Origin of the sequence: Shewanella sedimentimangrovi, assembly GCF_017354965.1 — a bacterium.
In the GTDB taxonomy this organism is placed as follows: domain Bacteria; phylum Pseudomonadota; class Gammaproteobacteria; order Enterobacterales; family Shewanellaceae; genus Shewanella; species Shewanella cyperi.
Window position 1 is genome coordinate 2,396,606 of the sequence record NZ_CP071502.1, and the last position, 18,440, is coordinate 2,415,045.

18 protein-coding genes are annotated in these 18,440 nt (G+C 56.3%); 7 read left to right on the top strand and 11 right to left on the bottom strand.

All coding sequences use genetic code 11. The features are described 5' to 3' along the window. Window positions 1–7 precede the first annotated feature (7 nt). From tolA to JYB85_RS10430, 5 genes are all read right to left on the bottom strand, one after another. Window positions 8–985, bottom strand: a complete 978-nt coding sequence (gene tolA / locus JYB85_RS10410) for a cell envelope integrity protein TolA (protein ID WP_207379248.1) — start codon at window positions 983–985, stop codon at window positions 8–10. A 3-nt stretch (window positions 986–988) separates the two neighbouring features. Further along, a complete protein-coding gene (gene tolR, locus JYB85_RS10415) occupies window positions 989–1,426 on the bottom strand; it encodes a protein TolR (protein WP_207379249.1) in 438 nt (145 codons plus the stop codon). Beyond that, complete coding sequence (gene tolQ / locus JYB85_RS10420) at window positions 1,423–2,112, bottom strand: protein TolQ (protein WP_207379250.1); 690 nt, start codon at window positions 2,110–2,112, stop codon at window positions 1,423–1,425. The genes tolR and tolQ overlap by 4 nt, the downstream gene beginning before the upstream one ends. Next, window positions 2,102–2,503 (bottom strand): tol-pal system-associated acyl-CoA thioesterase, encoded by a 402-nt coding sequence (gene ybgC / locus JYB85_RS10425; protein ID WP_228730077.1) that lies wholly within the window; start codon window positions 2,501–2,503, stop codon window positions 2,102–2,104. Before ybgC ends, tolQ begins: the two co-directional genes overlap by 11 nt. A gap of 730 nt (window positions 2,504–3,233) precedes the next feature. Further along, the gene (locus JYB85_RS10430; RefSeq protein ID WP_207379252.1) at window positions 3,234–4,103 is read right to left on the bottom strand and encodes a flagellar protein MotY; all 870 of its coding nucleotides are present in this window, start codon (window positions 4,101–4,103) and stop codon (window positions 3,234–3,236) included. 142 nt (window positions 4,104–4,245) lie between these two features. On the opposite strand from JYB85_RS10430, the gene rnt reads away from it, so the two are divergent. Then, window positions 4,246–4,923: a ribonuclease T gene (rnt, locus tag JYB85_RS10435; RefSeq protein WP_207379253.1), complete on the top strand. Its 678-nt coding sequence runs from the start codon at window positions 4,246–4,248 to the stop codon at window positions 4,921–4,923. Window positions 4,924–5,001: 78 nt separating this feature from the next. Here rnt and JYB85_RS10440 read toward each other — a convergent pair whose 3' ends face one another. After that, window positions 5,002–5,607 carry a peroxiredoxin gene (locus tag JYB85_RS10440; RefSeq protein ID WP_207322766.1) on the bottom strand — a complete coding sequence of 202 codons (606 nt, stop codon included), beginning with the start codon at window positions 5,605–5,607 and terminating at the stop codon, window positions 5,002–5,004. A gap of 286 nt (window positions 5,608–5,893) precedes the next feature. Here JYB85_RS10440 and JYB85_RS10445 point away from each other — a divergent pair, with 286 nt between their 5' ends. Continuing rightward, the gene (locus tag JYB85_RS10445; RefSeq protein WP_207379254.1) at window positions 5,894–7,219 is read left to right on the top strand and encodes a Na+/H+ antiporter family protein; all 1,326 of its coding nucleotides are present in this window, start codon (window positions 5,894–5,896) and stop codon (window positions 7,217–7,219) included. A gap of 77 nt (window positions 7,220–7,296) precedes the next feature. On the opposite strand, the gene JYB85_RS10450 is transcribed toward JYB85_RS10445, so the two are convergent. From JYB85_RS10450 to upp, 3 genes are all read right to left on the bottom strand, one after another. Then, window positions 7,297–8,589, bottom strand: a complete 1,293-nt coding sequence (locus JYB85_RS10450) for a cytosine deaminase (RefSeq protein ID WP_207379255.1) — start codon at window positions 8,587–8,589, stop codon at window positions 7,297–7,299. 88 nt (window positions 8,590–8,677) lie between these two features. Further along, the gene (locus tag JYB85_RS10455) at window positions 8,678–10,246 is read right to left on the bottom strand and encodes a glutamate synthase-related protein (protein WP_207379256.1); all 1,569 of its coding nucleotides are present in this window, start codon (window positions 10,244–10,246) and stop codon (window positions 8,678–8,680) included. A 184-nt stretch (window positions 10,247–10,430) separates the two neighbouring features. Continuing rightward, window positions 10,431–11,057 (bottom strand): uracil phosphoribosyltransferase, encoded by a 627-nt coding sequence (gene upp / locus JYB85_RS10460; protein ID WP_207325978.1) that lies wholly within the window; start codon window positions 11,055–11,057, stop codon window positions 10,431–10,433. 237 nt (window positions 11,058–11,294) lie between these two features. On the opposite strand from upp, the gene purM reads away from it, so the two are divergent. From purM to asnB, 5 genes are all read left to right on the top strand, one after another. Continuing rightward, the gene (gene purM, locus JYB85_RS10465; protein WP_207379257.1) at window positions 11,295–12,332 is read left to right on the top strand and encodes a phosphoribosylformylglycinamidine cyclo-ligase; all 1,038 of its coding nucleotides are present in this window, start codon (window positions 11,295–11,297) and stop codon (window positions 12,330–12,332) included. Beyond that, entirely contained in the window at window positions 12,333–12,977 is a 645-nt protein-coding gene (gene purN, locus JYB85_RS10470) for a phosphoribosylglycinamide formyltransferase (RefSeq protein WP_207379258.1), read from the top strand. It begins immediately after the preceding gene. 202 nt (window positions 12,978–13,179) lie between these two features. Continuing rightward, window positions 13,180–13,926 (top strand): HAD-IIA family hydrolase, encoded by a 747-nt coding sequence (locus JYB85_RS10475; RefSeq protein WP_207379259.1) that lies wholly within the window; start codon window positions 13,180–13,182, stop codon window positions 13,924–13,926. 158 nt (window positions 13,927–14,084) lie between these two features. After that, a complete protein-coding gene (locus JYB85_RS10480) occupies window positions 14,085–15,716 on the top strand; it encodes a M28 family metallopeptidase (protein ID WP_207379260.1) in 1,632 nt (543 codons plus the stop codon). Between the two features lie 384 nt (window positions 15,717–16,100). Further along, window positions 16,101–17,765 carry an asparagine synthase B gene (asnB, locus tag JYB85_RS10485; protein WP_207379261.1) on the top strand — a complete coding sequence of 555 codons (1,665 nt, stop codon included), beginning with the start codon at window positions 16,101–16,103 and terminating at the stop codon, window positions 17,763–17,765. Between the two features lie 98 nt (window positions 17,766–17,863). Here asnB and JYB85_RS10490 read toward each other — a convergent pair whose 3' ends face one another. Together JYB85_RS10490 and JYB85_RS10495 are read right to left on the bottom strand one after the other, a co-directional pair. Continuing rightward, window positions 17,864–18,064, bottom strand: coding sequence for a DUF1289 domain-containing protein (locus tag JYB85_RS10490; protein ID WP_207322756.1), 201 nt, complete (start codon window positions 18,062–18,064; stop codon window positions 17,864–17,866). Between the two features lie 30 nt (window positions 18,065–18,094). Beyond that, window positions 18,095–18,439 carry a 5-carboxymethyl-2-hydroxymuconate Delta-isomerase gene (locus tag JYB85_RS10495; RefSeq protein ID WP_207379262.1) on the bottom strand — a complete coding sequence of 115 codons (345 nt, stop codon included), beginning with the start codon at window positions 18,437–18,439 and terminating at the stop codon, window positions 18,095–18,097. Between the last annotated feature and the right edge of the window lies 1 nt (window position 18,440).

The window sequence follows — 18,440 nt, forward strand, 5'->3', positions numbered from 1 at the left end:
AGCTCCCTTAATTGAACTCGGGTTTGTAAATAATGTTCAGTTCTTTCATCTTCTCGTACACCTCGGGTTGAGGCGACACGGGCAAGCGTTGCAGCTTCTGGATGGCGGCCTGGGTGGCCCGGCAAACCTGGGCATCGCCCTGCTTGACGCGGCTGCTGATCACAAAGCCGTCTTTTGCCAGCTTCACCACCATTTCACAGCTCTTGCCGCGCATGCTGTCTTCTTTCTGTACGTTGCGCTGCAGTGTGCTGGCAATCATCGCCTGATAACGGCTAAGTTCAGACATCACCTGCTGGTTTTTGGCGGCATTGATGGTGTCCTGCTCAGAGGCCATCATGTCGGCCAATTCCTGCTCGCGGCGCTTGGCTTCCTCGGCCGCCTTGCGTTTGGCATCTTCCTCGGCCTTGCGTTTACGCTCGGCTTCTTCCTTGGCTTTGCGTTCGGCTTCTTTACGCTTGCGCTCTTCCTCGGCCTTACGGGCAGCCTCTTCCTCCGCCTTACGCTTGTCGGCGGCTTTCTTGGCGGCCTGCTCCTCGGCCAGACGTTCCTTTTCCTTTTGCTTGCGTTCGGCTTCGGCCTTCTGGGCCTTTTCCTTTTCCTGCTGTTCCTTCAGCTTGGCAGCCTTGGCAGCGTCGGCGGCCTTCTGGGTTTCAATTTCTTTCTGCTTGCGCTCGGCTTCCAGCTTGCGGATCCGTTCCTGCTCCAGCTCACGGGCGCGCTTGGCTTCATCGGCCTTGCGTTCCAGCTCTTCCTGACGGGCACGTTCACGCCTTTCCTCATCACGCTTTTGCTGCTTGAGCTCTTCCACCCGCGCCGCCACCTTGCCCGAGTCAATGACCACGGCCTGGACCGCGGGGGCACTGGCCGCCGGCATCGGCGGCGGTGTGTGCTGGAAGTCTATGCCCAGCGCCAGGATAAGTATCACGCCGCCATGAATTGCAGCTGAAATGATAAGTGGAAGCTTAAAGTCTGAATTCACTGCCACACCTTATTTCTCTTTGGGTGAGTCTGTCATCAAGCCGACGGAAGGCACACCGGCGCCCTGCAAGGTGGTCATCAACTGGATCACCTTCTCGTAGGGAATGCTGCGATCGCCCTTGACCACCACCGGACGCTCAGGGTCAATCAGGAGTATGGCGGCCACTTCTTCGGCCAGTTTATCCAACTCCAATATCTGATAATTGCTGGTGCTGCCCACATCCAGGTAATAGTTGCCTTCGGCATCGATGGAAGCGATAACCGGTGGCTTGCTGTCGGACGGCAGTGGTTCGGCACTGGCGGTGGGCAAGTCCACCTTGACACCCTGGGTGACTATGGGGGCCGTCACCATAAAGATGATCAGCAGCACCAACATCACGTCTATGTAGGGCACCACGTTAATCTCGGCCACGGGGCGGCGCCGCTTGCGCTGGTAGCCCTGCATCATGCCGATTCCTTCTCGCTGTAGGCCTGACGGTGCAAAATGCTGGAAAACTCTTCCATAAAGTTGGCGTAGCTGCCCTCAATTTTCTCCACCTGGGTTGAGAAGCGGTTATAGGCAATAACGGCCGGGATAGCGGCAAACAGACCCATGGCGGTGGCAATCAAGGCCTCGGCGATACCGGGAGCCACCATGGCCAGGGTGGCATTTTCCACCGCGCCCAGGGCGATAAAGGAGTTCATAATCCCCCACACTGTGCCGAACAGGCCGATATAGGGACTGGTGGAACCTATGGTCGCCAGCAAAGGCAAATGGGTTTCCAGCTTTTCCAATTCACGGGACAGGGTCACGCGCATGGCGCGGTAGCTACCGTCCATCACGGCGCCGGGCACCTTGCCGCTCAGACGTGACAGGCGCGAATATTCCTTGAAACCGGCCACAAACATGGCTTCCAGCCCCGAGTTGTGCTCGGTACGGGCCGACAGTTCCTGATACAGACGGTTGAGATCAACACCGGACCAGAACTTGTCTTCAAACTTGAGTGATTTGCTGCGGGCGGAGTTCAGCAGATTACGGCGCTGCAATATGACGGCCCAGGACATCACGGATAAGCCGAGCAAGGCCAACATCACCAATTTAACCAGCACACTGGCCTGAAGAAACAACCCTATAAAAGAAATATCAGCTTGCACCTTGGGTAAACTCCTGCGCTATGAATGGGGGAATTGCATGGGGACGCATTTTCGATAAAGCCACGCAGGCCACCAAAATGGTACCTTCGCAGTAACAAATATCATCACCATCAATCAGTCGCTGATGAAACACCAGCGACGCCTTTTTCAACTCTATGACCCTGGTTTGCACCATAAGGTTCTGCTCAAATCTCGCGGCCTTACGAAAATCCAGCTCCGCACGCCGTACCACAAAGGCGATGTCATCCTGCAACAAGGCGGTTTGACTGATCCCCAGGGATCTCAGCCATTCGGTACGGGCCCGTTCAAAAAAATTGAGATAATTGGAGTGATACACCACGCCACCCGCGTCTGTATCTTCGTAATAGACTGAAATTGGCCAGTTAAACACGGTCAAAACCATTTTCCGGACATACAAAATTGAGCCCTACTATACCGATCCCCCGCCAGATTGTGAATGGCAGGTCCAGCCCCACATGCAAAGAAATAAAAGCAGCAAAATGGCCTGCGCCCCCTTGCCAGTCATATTGAATTATGCAGATAGGCTCAGGTTCGTCGGCCATCTCCCGCAGCAATCGGTAAGCTCAAGCCTACCATCGGGCAAGACAACAGATAAAACCCGCAAGACCGGCTATAAAAAAGGCAAACGCCCGTTTAAAGCCGGACGCCATTCAAGATATGATTTTTTATGCCGAATAACTGATTAAAACATCACAACATGCCGCATAACCCCGCATAATAGGCTATTCGCTCATTACAATGATTAGTTTTACTAATGAATCAGGGCAATTTTTCTAGTTTGTCCGACCTGATAACCAAGGCTAGAATGAGCGCGTTTTCAGGAAGTGCCCTCCCCAACGGGTATTGAAAACAAGAACACCTGAACCGGTGTCCACGACGTCGGTTCTATCCCTGGTTCTTATGCTTGACTTCCTTCCTTCAATTTGTTGATTGCAATGCATTATTTTTGCTGCCCGCTTGAAACCAAGCGGGCATTTTTTTATCTGTCGATTTTCACTGTCGTCACAACCTTTTTCCACCCGACCTTATCCTCCGGGACAGACTCTGCACTCAAAAAAAAGCACCGCTCAATGGCGGTGCTTTTTTCATTTATTCCTGTATTACATGGGCTTGCTGATGCGGATGACTACGCGGCGGTTACGGGCCCGCTCATCCACCGAGTCGTTGGATGCCACATGACGACTTTCGCCGTGTCCCATGGTCATGATCCTGTCATCGGGAATGCCTTTTTCCAGGAAATAGCTCTTGATACTGTCGGCCCGCTGATCACTGACCTTCTTGTTGACCGTGCGACCACCGTAGCTGTCGGTGTAGGCATCAATCAGCACCAGTTGCACCTCGGGGTCATAGCTCAGGTATTCCTGAATACGTGACAGTTGCTGTTTGGAAAAGCGACTCAGTTCGCTGCCACCGGACTCGAAGTTGAGCACGGTAAAGGAAATGTCCTCAAAGCTGTAGGGCAAGAGGTTTGCCAGACACGCCTTGAATTCATTGTATTTGCGCTTGAAGTTGGCGGAAGACAGGCCCACTGCCACCTTGCTTTCGTTATTGTACCAATCGGCATAATAAAAGGTGGGTTCCATGCCCCGCTCCAGTTCGGTCAGCATGGACCAGGCCGCCTTCTTGGGCACCTCGCCACTGAAATACTTCTGGTACCTGAGCTCGGTAATGGGATGGGAATTCACCCCGGGACGCCAGGCCGGTGCCCTGCTCATCAAGGTAGCCGAGGTGGCGGCATCGGGTTTGGACCACATGTCGAGGCTGAAGGCCAGGTTCAGCTCCTTGCTGGCCTGACTGGTGAACACCGCCTTGCCATAGGCCGGAATATCATGTTCCAGGCGGCACATGATGGGGCTGGCAGCACTCAGACGCCATTGGGATTCATCCAGGTTAGCCACATAGTGGCGTAATTCCGCGCTTGCCATGGCGGGCATCAGCAAAGAAGACAACAAAAGAAGTTTTCGCCACATAGCCATTCTCGTCCGTTCCGGGTTACTTCTGTGGTATCGGCCATTTACTTGGGTTCTTTAGCTCAGTTTTACAGCAATCGGACATGACAGGCCCGATGGCATTTAGCATAATAGCGCCCTTGTTCATTTCCCTGGATTTCCGATGACCGACGCTAACAAGGCCAACCTGCTCAAGTACCGCTTCCGGGGCTATTTCCCGGTTGTCATAGACGTGGAAACCGCAGGTTTCAACGCCCAGACCGACGCCTTGCTGGAAATTGCCGTCACCCTGCTGAAAATGGATGCCGAAGGAAATCTTGGCCTCGACCAGACACTGCACTTTCATATCGAGCCCTTCGAAGGTGCCAACCTGGAACCTGCGGCCCTGGCCTTTAACGGTATAGATCCCACCAATCCACTGCGTGGCGCCGTCAGCGAGAAAGAAGCCCTGCTGGAAATCTTCAAGACGGTCAAAAAGGCCCAGAAGGCCGCCGATTGCCATCGCTCCATTATTGTGGCCCACAACGCCTCTTTCGATCATGGTTTTGTCAGCAAGGCCATTGAGCGCAACGACATCAAGCGCTCGCCGTTTCACCCCTTTGCCACCTTCGATACCGCCTGTCTGTCGGGCCTGGCGCTGGGGCACACAGTGCTGGCCAGGGCCTGCCAGATGGCAGGCATTCCGTTCGACAACCGCGAGGCCCACAGCGCCCTGTACGATACCGAGCGTACCGCCGAGCTGTTCTGCTATATAGTCAACCGCTGGAAGGCCCTGGGCGGCTGGCCCCTGGCCGCGTCTTTAACCGACGATACCGACAACGAGGCGGGCAGCGACAGCTGATCCATAGAATAAGACAGCTGAACCGTCGCATAAAAAAAGCCGCCCATTGGGCGGCTTTTTTATTAACACCAGCGGCTATTACAGCTCTTCAGCATTCTCGGCCAGGTAAGCCGCAACGCCGTCTGGGCTGGCGCTCATGCCTTTCTTGCCTTTTACCCAACCGGCTGGGCACACTTCGCCGTGCTCTTCATGGAACTGCAGCGCGTCAACCATACGCAGCATTTCGTCAACGTTACGACCCAGTGGCAGATCGTTCACTACCTGGTGACGTACCATGCCATTCTTGTCGATCAGGAAAGAACCGCGGAAGGCCACACCGGCTTCAGGATGCTCAACATCGTAGGCTTTGCAGATGTCGTGCTTAACGTCGGCAACCAGGGTGTATTGCACCTGGCCGATACCGCCCTTTTCTACCGGGGTGTTACGCCAGGCGTTATGGGTGAACTGAGAATCGATGGATACACCGATCACTTCCACACCGCGCTTCTTGAACTCATCCATGCGGTGATCGAAGGCGATCAGCTCAGATGGGCACACGAAAGTGAAATCCAGAGGATAGAAAAAGACTACGGCAGGCTTGCCCTTGATGGCTGCAGTCAGGTTAAAGCTGTCAACGATTTCGCCGGAACCCAGAACTGCCGCAGCGGTAAAGTCAGGGGCCGGACGGCCTACTAATACGCTCATTTGTTACCTCCATCTATGGATTGAGCTAGGGATAAAATGACAAATCCTTTCAGATATTCAGCATTATAAGTGCTGCCACGCGCCTTACAACCCATTTAGGATCAATATCACATTTTTGCAGCGTTCTACTGGACAGCGAGCCTGAACTTGGCCTTTGTGCTGCCACGGCAGCCGGAATAAGCCGCAATTGACCACCTATGCCGCAATCGAAATCCTGATACTGGACAGTGGCGTCAAAGCCTGTCATCAATAGCCCTTCTGTTAATTAGCCGGTGTTGACCTTAACATGAATTCTGTTGTGATTGCCGTGTGCCTGATGCTGGGTTTGAGCCTGGCGCGGGTTAACGTGGTTGTTGCCCTGACCCTGAGTGCCCTGGTGGCCGGTCTGTTGGGCGGCATGACCCTGGACGCCACCATAGGTGCCTTCAACGATGGTTTGGGCGGTGGCGCGCAGATTGCCCTGAGCTATGCCCTGCTCGGTGCCTTTGCCGTCGCCCTGTCCCATTCGGGGCTGACCACCTTGATTTCCCGCACCGTGATAAGTCGTTTGGGACGAGATGCCAATGCCAAAGAACTGATTTGGATGCGGCGCCTGTTGCTGTTGGCACTGGGGGCCATGGCGGTATCATCACAAAACCTGCTGCCAATTCATATCGCCTTTATACCTATCCTGGTGCCGCCCTTGTTGCACCTGATGTCCAAGCTGCGCCTCGACCGGCGCCTGGTGGCCTGTGTGCTCACCTTCGGCCTGGTTACCACCTATATGGTGCTGCCGCTGGGCTTTGGCGGCATTTTCCTCAATGACATATTACTGGCCAATCTCAATACCAATGGTCTCAACGCCGTACGCGAACAGGTACCCGGCGCCATGATCATTCCGGCACTTGGCATGCTACTGGGTCTGGCATTGGCGGTACTGGTGAGCTATCGCAAGCCCAGGGACTACCGGGAGCAGGAGATCCTGGCCGCGGAACCCGAGATAGCCACCGAGTTGAATCGCCGCTCCATCATCACGGCCCTGCTGGCCATTGCCGCCACGTTGGCGGTGCAGCTTAAGACCGACTCGATGATTTTCGGCGCCCTGGTGGGCTTTATGATCTTCAGCTTCTCCGGCGCCCTGAGACACGTGGGCGATCAGGACCTCTTCAGCCAGGGCGTGCGCATGATGGCCAGCATAGGTTTCATCATGATTGCAGCCGCAGGCTTTGCAGCAGTAGTTAAACAAACCGGCGAAGTGGCGACCCTGGTCAGCTCCCTGGGTGAACTCATAGGTGATAATAAGCCGCTGGCGGCCTTTTTAATGCTGTTGGTGGGGCTGCTGATCACCATGGGTATAGGCTCGTCCTTCTCCACCATTCCCATCATAGCCACCATCTATGTGCCCCTGGCGCTGTCCTTCGGCTTCTCGGTACCGGCCACCATAGCTTTGGTGGGCACGGCCGCGGCCCTGGGTGACGCCGGCTCGCCGGCATCGGACTCTACCCTTGGCCCCACCGCAGGGCTTAACGCCGACGGCCAGCACGATCATATGCGTGACAGCGTGATCCCAACCTTTATTCACTACAATATTCCGCTGCTGATCTTCGGCTGGATAGCGGCCATGGTGCTTTAGCACGTCACAGGGCCAAAAAAGCGCGGTTAATACCGCGCTTTTTTATTGCTCAATCCAGTCTACTGAGTGGAGTTAACTCAGAGGCTGGGCGGCACAGGCTGGCTGAAATCCACCCGCTCCTCACCTTCCAGAAACAGCCGGGTACTGGCCGGCACTGTGCTGGCAATCACCTTGCCACGGCGCACCGAGAAGCGTACCGGCACCTGACGGCGCAGGGCGTCGAAGCCATTTTTGGCCGGCAGGATGATCAGATTGCCGCTGTTGCCTTCCTTAATGCCATAGTCGGAAAGGTTCAGGGTGCGGGCAGAATGGCTGCCGATAAGCCTGAGTCCCTGATTGATATCCTCATACCCCATCAGCTGGCATACGTGCAGCCCCATGTGCAGCACCTGCAACATATTGGCCGTGCCGAGCGGATACCAGGGGTCGAACACATCATCATGACCAAAACAGACGTTGATGCCGGCGGCGAGCATTTCCTTGACCCGGGTGATGCCGCGGCGCTTGGGGTAGTCGTCGAAACGGCCCTGCAGGTGGATATTCACCAGCGGGTTGGCGACAAAGTTAATGCCGGACATTTTCAGCAGCCGGAACAGCCGCGAGGCATAGGCGCCGTTATAGGAGTGCATGGCGGTGGTGTGACTGGCGGTCACCTTCTCACCTATGCCATCCCGCAGCGCCAGCGCGGCCACGGTTTCCACAAACCGCGATTGCTCATCGTCTATCTCATCGCAGTGAATATCCAGCAGGCGGTCGTATTTCTGTGCCAGTTCAAAGGCGAAATGCAGCGATTCCACTCCGTATTCACGGGTGAATTCAAAGTGTGGAATGGCGCCTATCACGTCGGCGCCAAGCTGCACCGCCTCTTCCAGCAATGCCTTGCCGTTGGGATAGGAGAGTATGCCCTCCTGGGGAAAGGCCACCAGCTGCAAGTCCACCCAGGGCGCCATTTCGCTGCGCACCTCCAGCATGGCCTTGAGGGCCACCAGTTTGGGATCCGACACATCCACATGACTGCGCACATGCTGGACCCCGTTGGCAATCTGCCACTTAAGGGTGGCGATGGCACGGGCCTTCACATCTTCGGCAGACAGCAGCGCCTTGCGCTCGGCCCAGCGCTCTATGCCTTCAAACAGGGTGCCCGACTGGTTCCAACTGGGCGAACCCGCGGTCTGGGTGGTGTCGAGATGAATATGGGGTTCACAGAATGGCGCCATGGCCAGTCCACCCTCACCATCGAGCCGCTCGCCCTGGAAGTCCAAGCTGTCTGTCACAGGGAGTATGGCCTTGAAGCGGCCAGACTCGATAAGGATCTGCTTAAGCTCGCCGCCCTCTTCCAGTATCACATTGGTGATCAATAAATCCTGCATACCCGCATCCCCTTGGGCTGAGTCCTGAAATTTTCATAAACGCCAGTATGTTACAAACTTATAGCCCTGTACAGAAAGGCCACCGGCGCTATTCCCGTTGCAGCGGCGTATAGCCGGCGTAGGCCACGCCGCTCAGCAGGGCCATGTCCCTGTGCCAGGTGGCCAGATCATTGGGGTTAAAGCCTTTAAGGGCACTGTGACCACAGGCCCTGGCCATCACCTGCATCAGGGTTACTGAGGACTCCAAAAAGCGCTGCAACTGCTGCGCCGCCTGGGGCACGTTCAAACGCTTACGCAGTTCGGGATCCTGGGTGGCTATGCCCGCCGGGCACAAGTTGGTGTTACAGATCCTGGCGCCGACACAGCCTATGGCCTGCATGGCACTGTTGGCTATGGCCACCCCATCGGCCCCCAGGGCCAGGGCCTTGACGAAGTCCACAGGTATACGCAGACCGCCGGTGATGATCAGCGTCACCCGGCCGCTCATGCCCTGACTGTCGAGATAACGTCTCGCCCGCGCCAGGGCCGGTATGGTGGGCACGCTGATATGATCGCGAAACATCGCCGGCGCCGCCCCGGTGCCACCACCGCGACCGTCGAGAATGATGTAATCGGCCCCGGCATCCAGGGCAAACTGGATATCCTGCTCTATGTGATTGGCGCTGAGTTTAAAACCAATGGGAATACCGCCGCTGATCTCCCTGACTCTTTCACCGAAGCGGCGGAAATCGGCGACAGTGACCAGATCTTTAAAGGTGGGCGGTGAGATGGCGTCCTGTCCCTCTGGAATACCACGCACCAGGGAGATTTTGCCGTGATTTTTTATTCCCGGCAGATGGCCGCCGGTCCCTGTCTTGGCCCCCTGGCCGCCCTTGAAGTGAAAGCTCTGCACCTTTTGCAGCAATTCTTCCCTGAAGCCGAACTTGGCACTGGCGAGTTCATAAAAATAGCGCGAATTGGCCGCCTGCTCTTCGGGCAACATGCCGCCCTCACCTGAACAAATGCCGGTACCGGCCAACTCGGCCCCCATGGCCATGGCGACCTTGGCTTCTTCCGACAAAGAGCCGAAACTCATGTCCGACACCAGCAGCGGCATCTTCAGCACCAGCGGCTTGCGGGCCTCGGGGCCAATCACCAGCTCGGTCGCCACAGGCACATTTTCCATCAGCGGCTTGGTGGCCATCTGGGCCACCATAATTTGTAGCTGATCCCAGTGGGGCAATTGCTGCCTCGGCACTCCCATGGCGGTCATGGGGCCATGGCGGCCCACGCCCTCCAATCCTTCCCGCGCCAACTGGTGAATAAACTCCACCGTGGGCTCCTCCGCCGTGGCCCGGGCCTTGGGCGCAACGTTGGCCACCACCTTGCCGCCAGCTTTCACTGCAATGCCCGGTCCTTCCTTGCCCACCATGTCGTCATCAAACTGCTTGTGGGTGCCGTCGCAAAATGGAGCATTGCCCGTGTGCTTGCACTGGCACAGGTAAGCGGTCTCGCTGGTCTTGGCAACAAAGCGCTTGGGCGTCAGGCCACTGCCGGCATGGGAGCCGTCACAAAAGGGCTGGCTGGCGGAGCGGCCGCAGACACAGAAAAGGTATTCCTTACCGGCCTCAAGATTCACCTTGGCCGGCCTGTTGTTGGCGATTACGGGTTTGGTCATGGGCGGACTTCCAATGGAAACTGTCCACTCAAGTGTAGGCCCTTCTCCCGAAAGGCCACTGAAATCTGTCCCTTGCGTGAAATCCCGAAGGAGCCCAAATGGGCGGGCAAGTCGATATGCGGGCAATAAAAAAGGCGCCCTGGGCGCCTTTTTAAAATGCTTTACGGCTTACATTCTTGACAGCTTATTTAGTGCCGAAAATCTTGTCACCGGCATCGCCTAGGCCCGGCAGAATATAGCCGTGCTCATTGAGGCACCTGTCAATGGCAGCGGTGTAAAGCTCCACATCAGGATGGGCCTTTTCCAGGGCGGCAATGCCTTCAGGAGCTGCTACCAGCACCAGGGCCTTGATTTGCTTGCAGCCGCGCTGCTTGAGCAAGTCGATGGTGGCAATCATGGAGCCGCCGGTGGCCAACATGGGATCAACAATCAGCGCCAGACGCTCGTCAACGTTGGAGCACAGCTTCTCGAAATAAGGTACTGGCTCCAGGGTTTCTTCGTTACGGTAGATGCCCACCACAGAAATGCGGGCGCTGGGGATATGCTCCAGCACGCCGTCCATCATGCCCAGACCCGCACGCAGGATAGGCACCACTGTCACCTTCTTGCCCTTGATTTGCTCTACTTCCACAGGACCATTCCAGCCTTCGATGGTCACCCTTTCGGTTTCCAGATCGGCGGTGGCTTCGTAGGTGAGCAAACTGCCCACTTCCGCTGCCAGTTCGCGGAAACGCTTGGTGCTGATATCACCTTCGCGCATCAGTCCGATCTTGTGGCGCACCAGAGGATGCTTCACTTCGACAACTTTCATGTCATTCTCCTGCTTTTTGACTCGTTTTAGGCAAATTTTCGGGATTTTAGTTTATTTGTTCTATAGGTAAAACAGAAAGTTTCACCATTACGGCAAATGACGTTCAATTCGTGACCCAGGTCGGAAACTCTCCTCGGAAAGACGCCTGATTGACCAAAACTTTCCTTTCGACCCCCTGCACAAGCTGCTAGAATACGCCCGCATAAAATCCATAACGATGTACCCGAGAGGATCTCCGTGAGCACTCCTACCCCACTGAGCTACAAAGACGCCGGTGTCGATATCGACGCAGGCAACGCACTGGTCAACAACATCAAATCCGCTGTAAAGCGTACCCGTCGCCCCGAAGTTATGGGCAACCTGGGTGGATTCGGTGCTCTGTGTGAACTGCCCACCAAGTACAAGCACCCAGTGTTGGTGTCCGGTACCGATGGCGTGGGTACCAAGCTGCGTCTGGCCATTGATTACAAAAAGCATGACACAGTCGGTATCGACCTGGTGGCCATGTGTGTCAACGACCTGATAGTACAGGGCGCAGAGCCACTGTTCTTCCTCGATTACTACGCCACCGGCAAGCTGGATGTGGAAATCGCTACCGCCGTGGTCAATGGCATTGGCGAAGGTTGCTTCCAGTCAGGTTGTGCCCTGATCGGTGGTGAAACCGCCGAAATGCCCGGCATGTACGAAGGTGAAGACTACGACCTGGCCGGTTTCTGTGTCGGTGTGGTTGAAAAAGAAGACATCATCGACGGCTCCAAGGTCAAGGCCGGTGACGCCCTGATCGCCCTGGCATCCAGCGGTCCACACTCCAACGGTTACTCACTGATCCGTAAGGTTCTGGAAGTGAGCAAGGCCGACCCGCAGCAGGATCTCAACGGCAAGCCGCTGATCCAGCATCTGCTGGAACCCACCAAAATTTATGTCAAATCGCTGCTGAAGCTGATTGAAGCGTCCGAGGTTCACGCCATGGCGCATATCACTGGTGGCGGTTTCTGGGAAAACATCCCCCGCGTTCTGCCCGAAGATTGCAAGGCAGTGATCCAGGGTGACAGCTGGCAATGGCCAGCGGTGTTCTCCTGGCTCAAGGATGCCGGCAACATCGCCGAGTACGAAATGTACCGCACCTTCAACTGCGGCGTGGGCATGATTGTCGCCCTGCCAGCAAACAAGGTGGATGCGGCCCTCGCCCTGCTCAATGCCGAAGGTGAGCAAGCTTGGCACATTGGTGCCATCGCTGCCCGCAACAGTGACGAAGAGCAAGTGGAGATAGTGTAAATGGCTGCGAGCTGTCGTGTAGTGGTATTGATTTCAGGCAATGGCAGTAACCTGCAGGCCATCATTGACGCCTGTCAGGACAAACAGCATGCCGAGGTGGTTGCTGTTATCAGCAACAAGCCCGAGGCCTATGGCCTTATTCGCGCCCACCATGCCCAAATCGATACCAGCTGCGTCATTGCCCAAAAGGGTGAAAAGCGCGCCGACTACGATGAGCGCCTCGCAGCCATCATAGACAGCTATCAGCCGGACCTTATCGTGCTCGCCGGCTTTATGCGGATCCTGTCCGACGGTTTTGTGCAGCGCTACCTGGGCCGTATGCTTAACATACACCCGTCACTGCTGCCCAAATTCACCGGTCTGGACACCCATCAGCGTGCCATCGAGGCCGGTGAAACAGAACACGGTGCCAGCGTGCACTTTGTGATCCCTGAGCTGGACGCGGGTCCGGTGATCCTGCAGGCCAAGGTGCCCGTCTACGAAGACGACACCCCAGAGCTGCTGGCCGAGCGGGTCCATGAGCAGGAACACGCCATCTATCCCCTGGTGGTGAAGTGGTTCGCCAATGGTCGACTGGCCATGAAGGACGGCCAGGCTTGGCTCGATGGCAACGCCATCGGCCCCATGGGCTACGCGCCGGACTGATAACTCACTCCCGTCCATCTGGATGAATTAAAAAGCGGCTATGGCCGCTTTTTTTATGCCTGACACTTTTTGCTGCTTTTGTTACGCCCGCCCCGCTTTTCTTGCTTTGCCATTGATAACTCACGCACTTTGACGCTAGGCTGTATTCCATGATCCGAGCCACAAATACCCCAGCCCCCAGGCTATAAATCAGGACGTTGCAATGAAGAATATTATCTGTGATATCGATGGTGTATTGCTGCACGATAACAAGCTGGTGCCGGGCAGCGACCGCTTTATTCACCGCATTCTTGAGCAGGGCAATCCCTTGGTGATCCTCACCAATTACCCGGTGCAGACGGGCAAGGATCTGCAAAACCGCCTCGGCGCCGCCGGGATCCAGGTGCCGGAGGAGTGCTTCTATACCGCCGCCATGGCCACCGCCGATTTTCTCAAACACCAGGAGGGTAGCAAGGCATTTGTCATAGGCGAAGGCGCCCTGACCCACGAACTGTACAAGGCCGGCTTTACCATTACCGACATCAATCCGGACTTTGTCATCGTCGGCGAGACCCGCTCCTACAACTGGGACATGATCCACAAGGCCGCCCGCTTTGTCGCCGATGGCGCCCGCTTTATCGCCACCAACCCGGACACCCATGGCCCGGCGTACAGCCCCGCCTGCGGCGCCCTGTGTGCGCCCATTGAGCGGATCACCGGCAAGATGCCCTTCTATGTCGGCAAACCCAGCAGCTGGATAGTGCGCTCGGCCCTCAATCACATCAATGGCCACTCGGACAATACCGTCATCATAGGTGACAACATGCGCACCGATATTCTGGCGGGCTTCCAGGCGGGGCTGGAGACCATATTGGTCACCAGCGGGGTCAGCAAGCTGGAGGATATTGAGCGGGAGCCATTCAGGCCCAACCATGTGTTTGCCTGCGCCGGTGACATTGACGTGGTTTAGCTTAGCTTTGCCGCCGACCAGAGCTGTAACAAATTCGGAAACAAAAAGTCACACAAAAGTGGCCGTTTGCCTTGTACTGGGCAGGCGGCCTTTGTCATTATGGGGCCGCTTCAACCCTACAAGCGTTAATTAAAAAATTATAAGAAAGCAGGAACCCAATGAAACCTTTGTTACCTCTCACCCTGCTGGCACTGCTCAGTGCATGCAGCAATGCCGGCAATCAGGAGGCCTCTACCGGGCCGCAATTTAACGAGGCGCGTTACCGCAACGACATCAAGGTACTGGCATCGGACGAGTTCGAGGGCCGGGCCCCCACCACCAAGGGCGAAAAACTGACCCTGGATTACCTGGTCACCGCCTTCAAGGCCATGGGACTCAAGGGCGCCAACCAGGGCAGCTTCCTGCAAAGCGTGCCCATGGTGACCTACAGCGCCAGCGAAAACCAAAGCGTCAGCCTCGCCGGACTCCAGGCAAGCTATCGCAAGGACATAGTACTCGGCAGTCGCCATGATAACGGCGGTGTCGACATCAAGGATGCGCCGCTGGTGTTTGTCGGCTACGGCGTCAAGGCGCCGGAATACGATTGGGATGACTATGCCGGTCTCGACATGAGGGGCAAGATAGCCGTGATCCTGGTCAACGACCCAGGTTTTGCCGCACCGGACTCGGGCATATTCAACGGCAAGGCCATGACCTACTACGGCCGTTGGAACTATAAGTTTGAAGAGGCCAGCCGCCAGGGGGCGCTCGGTGCCATCATAATCCACGACACTGAGCCGGCTTCCTACCCCTGGTCCGTGGTGGAAAACAGCTGGACCGGTCCCCAACAGGACTTGGTGCTGTCCAAGGCCGAGCGCGATGCCAGGGTGCAGGTGGAAGGCTGGATGACGCTGGATTTTGCCAACAAGCTGTTTACGCAGCAGGGACAGGATCTTCCCGCCCTGATGCGACGGGCTGCCAAGGCGCCAACCCAAGTTGCATTAGGTGGCAAGGCCAATATCCAATTTGCCAATGGGGCCAGTTACAGCGACAGCTATAACCTGGTCGCCACCCTGCCCGGCACAGACGCTGCCAATGAGCACATTCTCTTTACCGCCCATTGGGATCACATAGGCAAGGACGAGACCAAAGAAGGGGACCAGATCTATAACGGCGCCCTCGACAATGCCTCGGGTACCGCCGCCATAGTGGAAATTGCCCGCCAGTTTGCCCGCGAAGCAGCAATGGGACACAAGCTGCGCCGCTCACTGACCTTTGTCGCCACCACGGGTGAGGAGCAAGGCTTATTGGGATCCCGTTATTATTCCGCCAATCCCCTGTTCCCACTGAAAGACACCATAGCCGTGCTCAACATGGACAGCACCAATGTCTATGGCCGCACCAAGGATTTCACCATAGTGGGTAAGGGCCAATCACAGCTGGAAAGCTATCTGATTGAGGCCGCCACCCGTCAGGGTCGCAAGGCCGTGGGCGACAGGAATCCGGCGTCAGGCGGTTTCTTCCGCTCTGACCATTTCAGCTTCGCCAAGTACGGGGTTCCTGCGGTATTCGCCGGGGGCGGTGATGAACCTGTGGATCAGGCTACCGCAGATTACAAGGAACAGATGAAACTGAAGATGAAAGGCTGCTACCACAACGTCTGTGACCATTATCGCGAGGACTGGGATCTGAGTGGCGCGTTGGAAGACATGGCGGTGTTTTACGACACAGCCAAGACACTGGCCAGTTCGACAGCGAGGCCGGGTTACGTCAAGGGCAGTGAATTCCACAGCCTCAGACCTGCCAGCTGAGTCATAAGCTGAGTCATAAAAACAGCGCAGCCTCCGGGCTGCGTTTTTTTGGGCGACGATATTTGGGCGATGATGTTCCATCAAAATGCCGGCCGCAACAGGGTAAAAATCAATCAACGGCGGTTATTTTTAGCAAACATGCATTTTTTCACCAATCCAATGGAGAAAAAACAATCCCCGGCGACATTGCGACACTACAAATAAACATATCTCATCTTACGCATCATATAATTGGCTTTTATTCATTTTAAATAGCGTTACAGCCAGCTTTTTCACATCATAAGACACCTAAAACACCATTTTTCATCAATTTTAAGTTTGGCATTCCCGGCAAATGCTGGCACAGTGTGCCCATAGCATTGTTGTCGATTCGGGAGTCTTAGCATGTGTTCCATCTTCTCTATTCTGGATATTCAGGGTGACGCCAAGGCCCTCAGGCAAACGGCGCTGGAAATGTCCAAGCTGTTGCGTCACCGCGGCCCCGACTGGTCGGGGATCTACGCCGATGATCAGGCGATACTGGCCCACGAACGCCTGGCAATTGTCGATATAGAACACGGGGCCCAACCACTGTTAAGCGAAGATGGCAGTCTGGTGCTGGCGGTCAACGGTGAGATCTACAACCACAGGGAACTCAAGGCCGAGCTGGGCGACAAGTACAGCTATCAGACCAACAGCGACTGCGAAGTGATCCTCGCCCTGTACCAGGAATACGGTGTTGAGTTTCTCGATAAGCTCAACGGCATCTTCGCCTTTGTGCTCTATGACAAGGCCAAGGGCAGTTACCTGATTGGTCGCGATCACATGGGGATCATTCCCCTGTACACAGGCCACGACGCCGCCGGTAACTTCTATGTGGCCTCGGAAATGAAGGCCCTGATACCCGTGTGCCGTCAGGTGGCCACCTTCCCTCCCGGCCATTTCCACAGCTCGGTTCAAGGTCAGCCCCAATGCTATTACCAAAGGGATTGGCGCGATTATCAGGCCGTGGCCGAAAACAGTGCCGACATCGACGAGCTGCGTCAGGCGCTGGAAGCTGCGGTCAAACGCCAGCTGATGTCAGATGTGCCCTACGGCGTACTGCTGTCCGGTGGTCTGGATTCCTCCATTGTCTCGGCCATTACCCAGACCTTCGCCAAAAAGCGCATCGAGGACAACAGCCAGAGCGATGCCTGGTGGCCCCAGTTGCACTCCTTTGCGGTGGGTTTGAAGGGCGCGCCGGATCTGGCCGCCTCCCGCAAGGTGGCAGATGCCATAGGCACTATACATCACGAGATTAACTTCACCTTCCAGGAAGGTCTGGATGCCATCAAGGAAGTGATCTATCACCTGGAAACCTATGATGTCACCACCATCAGGGCGGCAACGCCCATGTACCTGATGGCGCGCAAAATCAAGGCCATGGGGATCAAGATGGTGCTCTCCGGCGAAGGGGCCGACGAACTCTTCGGTGGCTATCTCTACTTCCACAAGGCGCCGAACGCCCAAGCCTTCCACGAGGAGCTGGTGCGCAAGCTGGACAAGCTGCACCTGTACGATTGCCTGCGGGCCAACAAGGCCATGGCCGCCTGGGGACTGGAGGCCAGGGTGCCCTTTCTCGACAAGGAATTTATGGACGTGGCCATGCGCCTCAACCCCCAGGCCAAGATGTCGGGCAAGGGCAAGATTGAGAAGCATATTCTGCGGCAGGCATTTGAGCACAAGTTGCCGGCCGAGGTGGCCTGGCGCCAGAAGGAGCAGTTCAGCGACGGTGTCGGCTACAGCTGGATTGACGGCCTGAAAGAGCATGCCGCCTCTGTGGTGGACGATCTGCAGCTGGCCAACGCCCGCTTCCGCTTCCCCCACAACACGCCGGACACCAAGGAAGCCTATTTCTACCGCAGCTTCTTTGAAGAGCTGTTTCCGCTGGAGTCGGCCGCATTGACGGTGCCCGGCGGCAAGAGTGTGGCCTGCTCCACCCCCGAGGCGCTTGCCTGGGATGCCAGTCTGCAGGGGATCATAGACCCTTCCGGTCGTGCGGTGCGCTCGGTGCACAGCCAGAGTTATTGACGGTCCTGTACAACTGACCACTGCTAAATAGCAAAAGAGCACACCAAGGTGTGCTCTTTTTCATGGTTAAGCCATTTAAATCTTTGCGGGGGCTGCTATCAGTAATCCTGCAGCGGCTGTGCCAGCTGGCGCTTCGCGAGCCGCGATTGGGCCCGCTCCAGAATAGCTTGCTGCTCGGCAAGGTCCGCATGATGCCAGCGCAGCACTTCTTCCAGGGTACGGCCGCAACCCAGGCACACATCGGCCTCATCCAGGCAGCAGTTGCGAACACAGGGCGAAGGCAAGGATTGGCGGTTCATTTGGGCCTCACTATCAACAGGTGTGCAGCATCAGGGGCGAAGCCGCTTGAAATAGGCGCTTTGCACCAATTCCACCACTTCCATGGTCAGGCTGTCGCAATCACCAAGCCAGGGCGCAAGCGCCTCGTCCATGGCCTGCAGCAGCGCCTGCTTTTGCCCATCACTGCGCCCGGGCATGATGGCAATGCTGATATGGACAAAGCTGCCGCCTTGCTCACCCAGCCTGAAATGCTCCAGTTTAATGGCGCGGCTCTTGACCGATGCGGGTTCAAACAGGCCACAGCTCAGCATGACGCCGTGGGCGGCATCGGTCAGCGCGGTAACCTTGTCTGCGGCAAGGGCATTGGCCGAATATTCAATGACGCAATGGGGCATG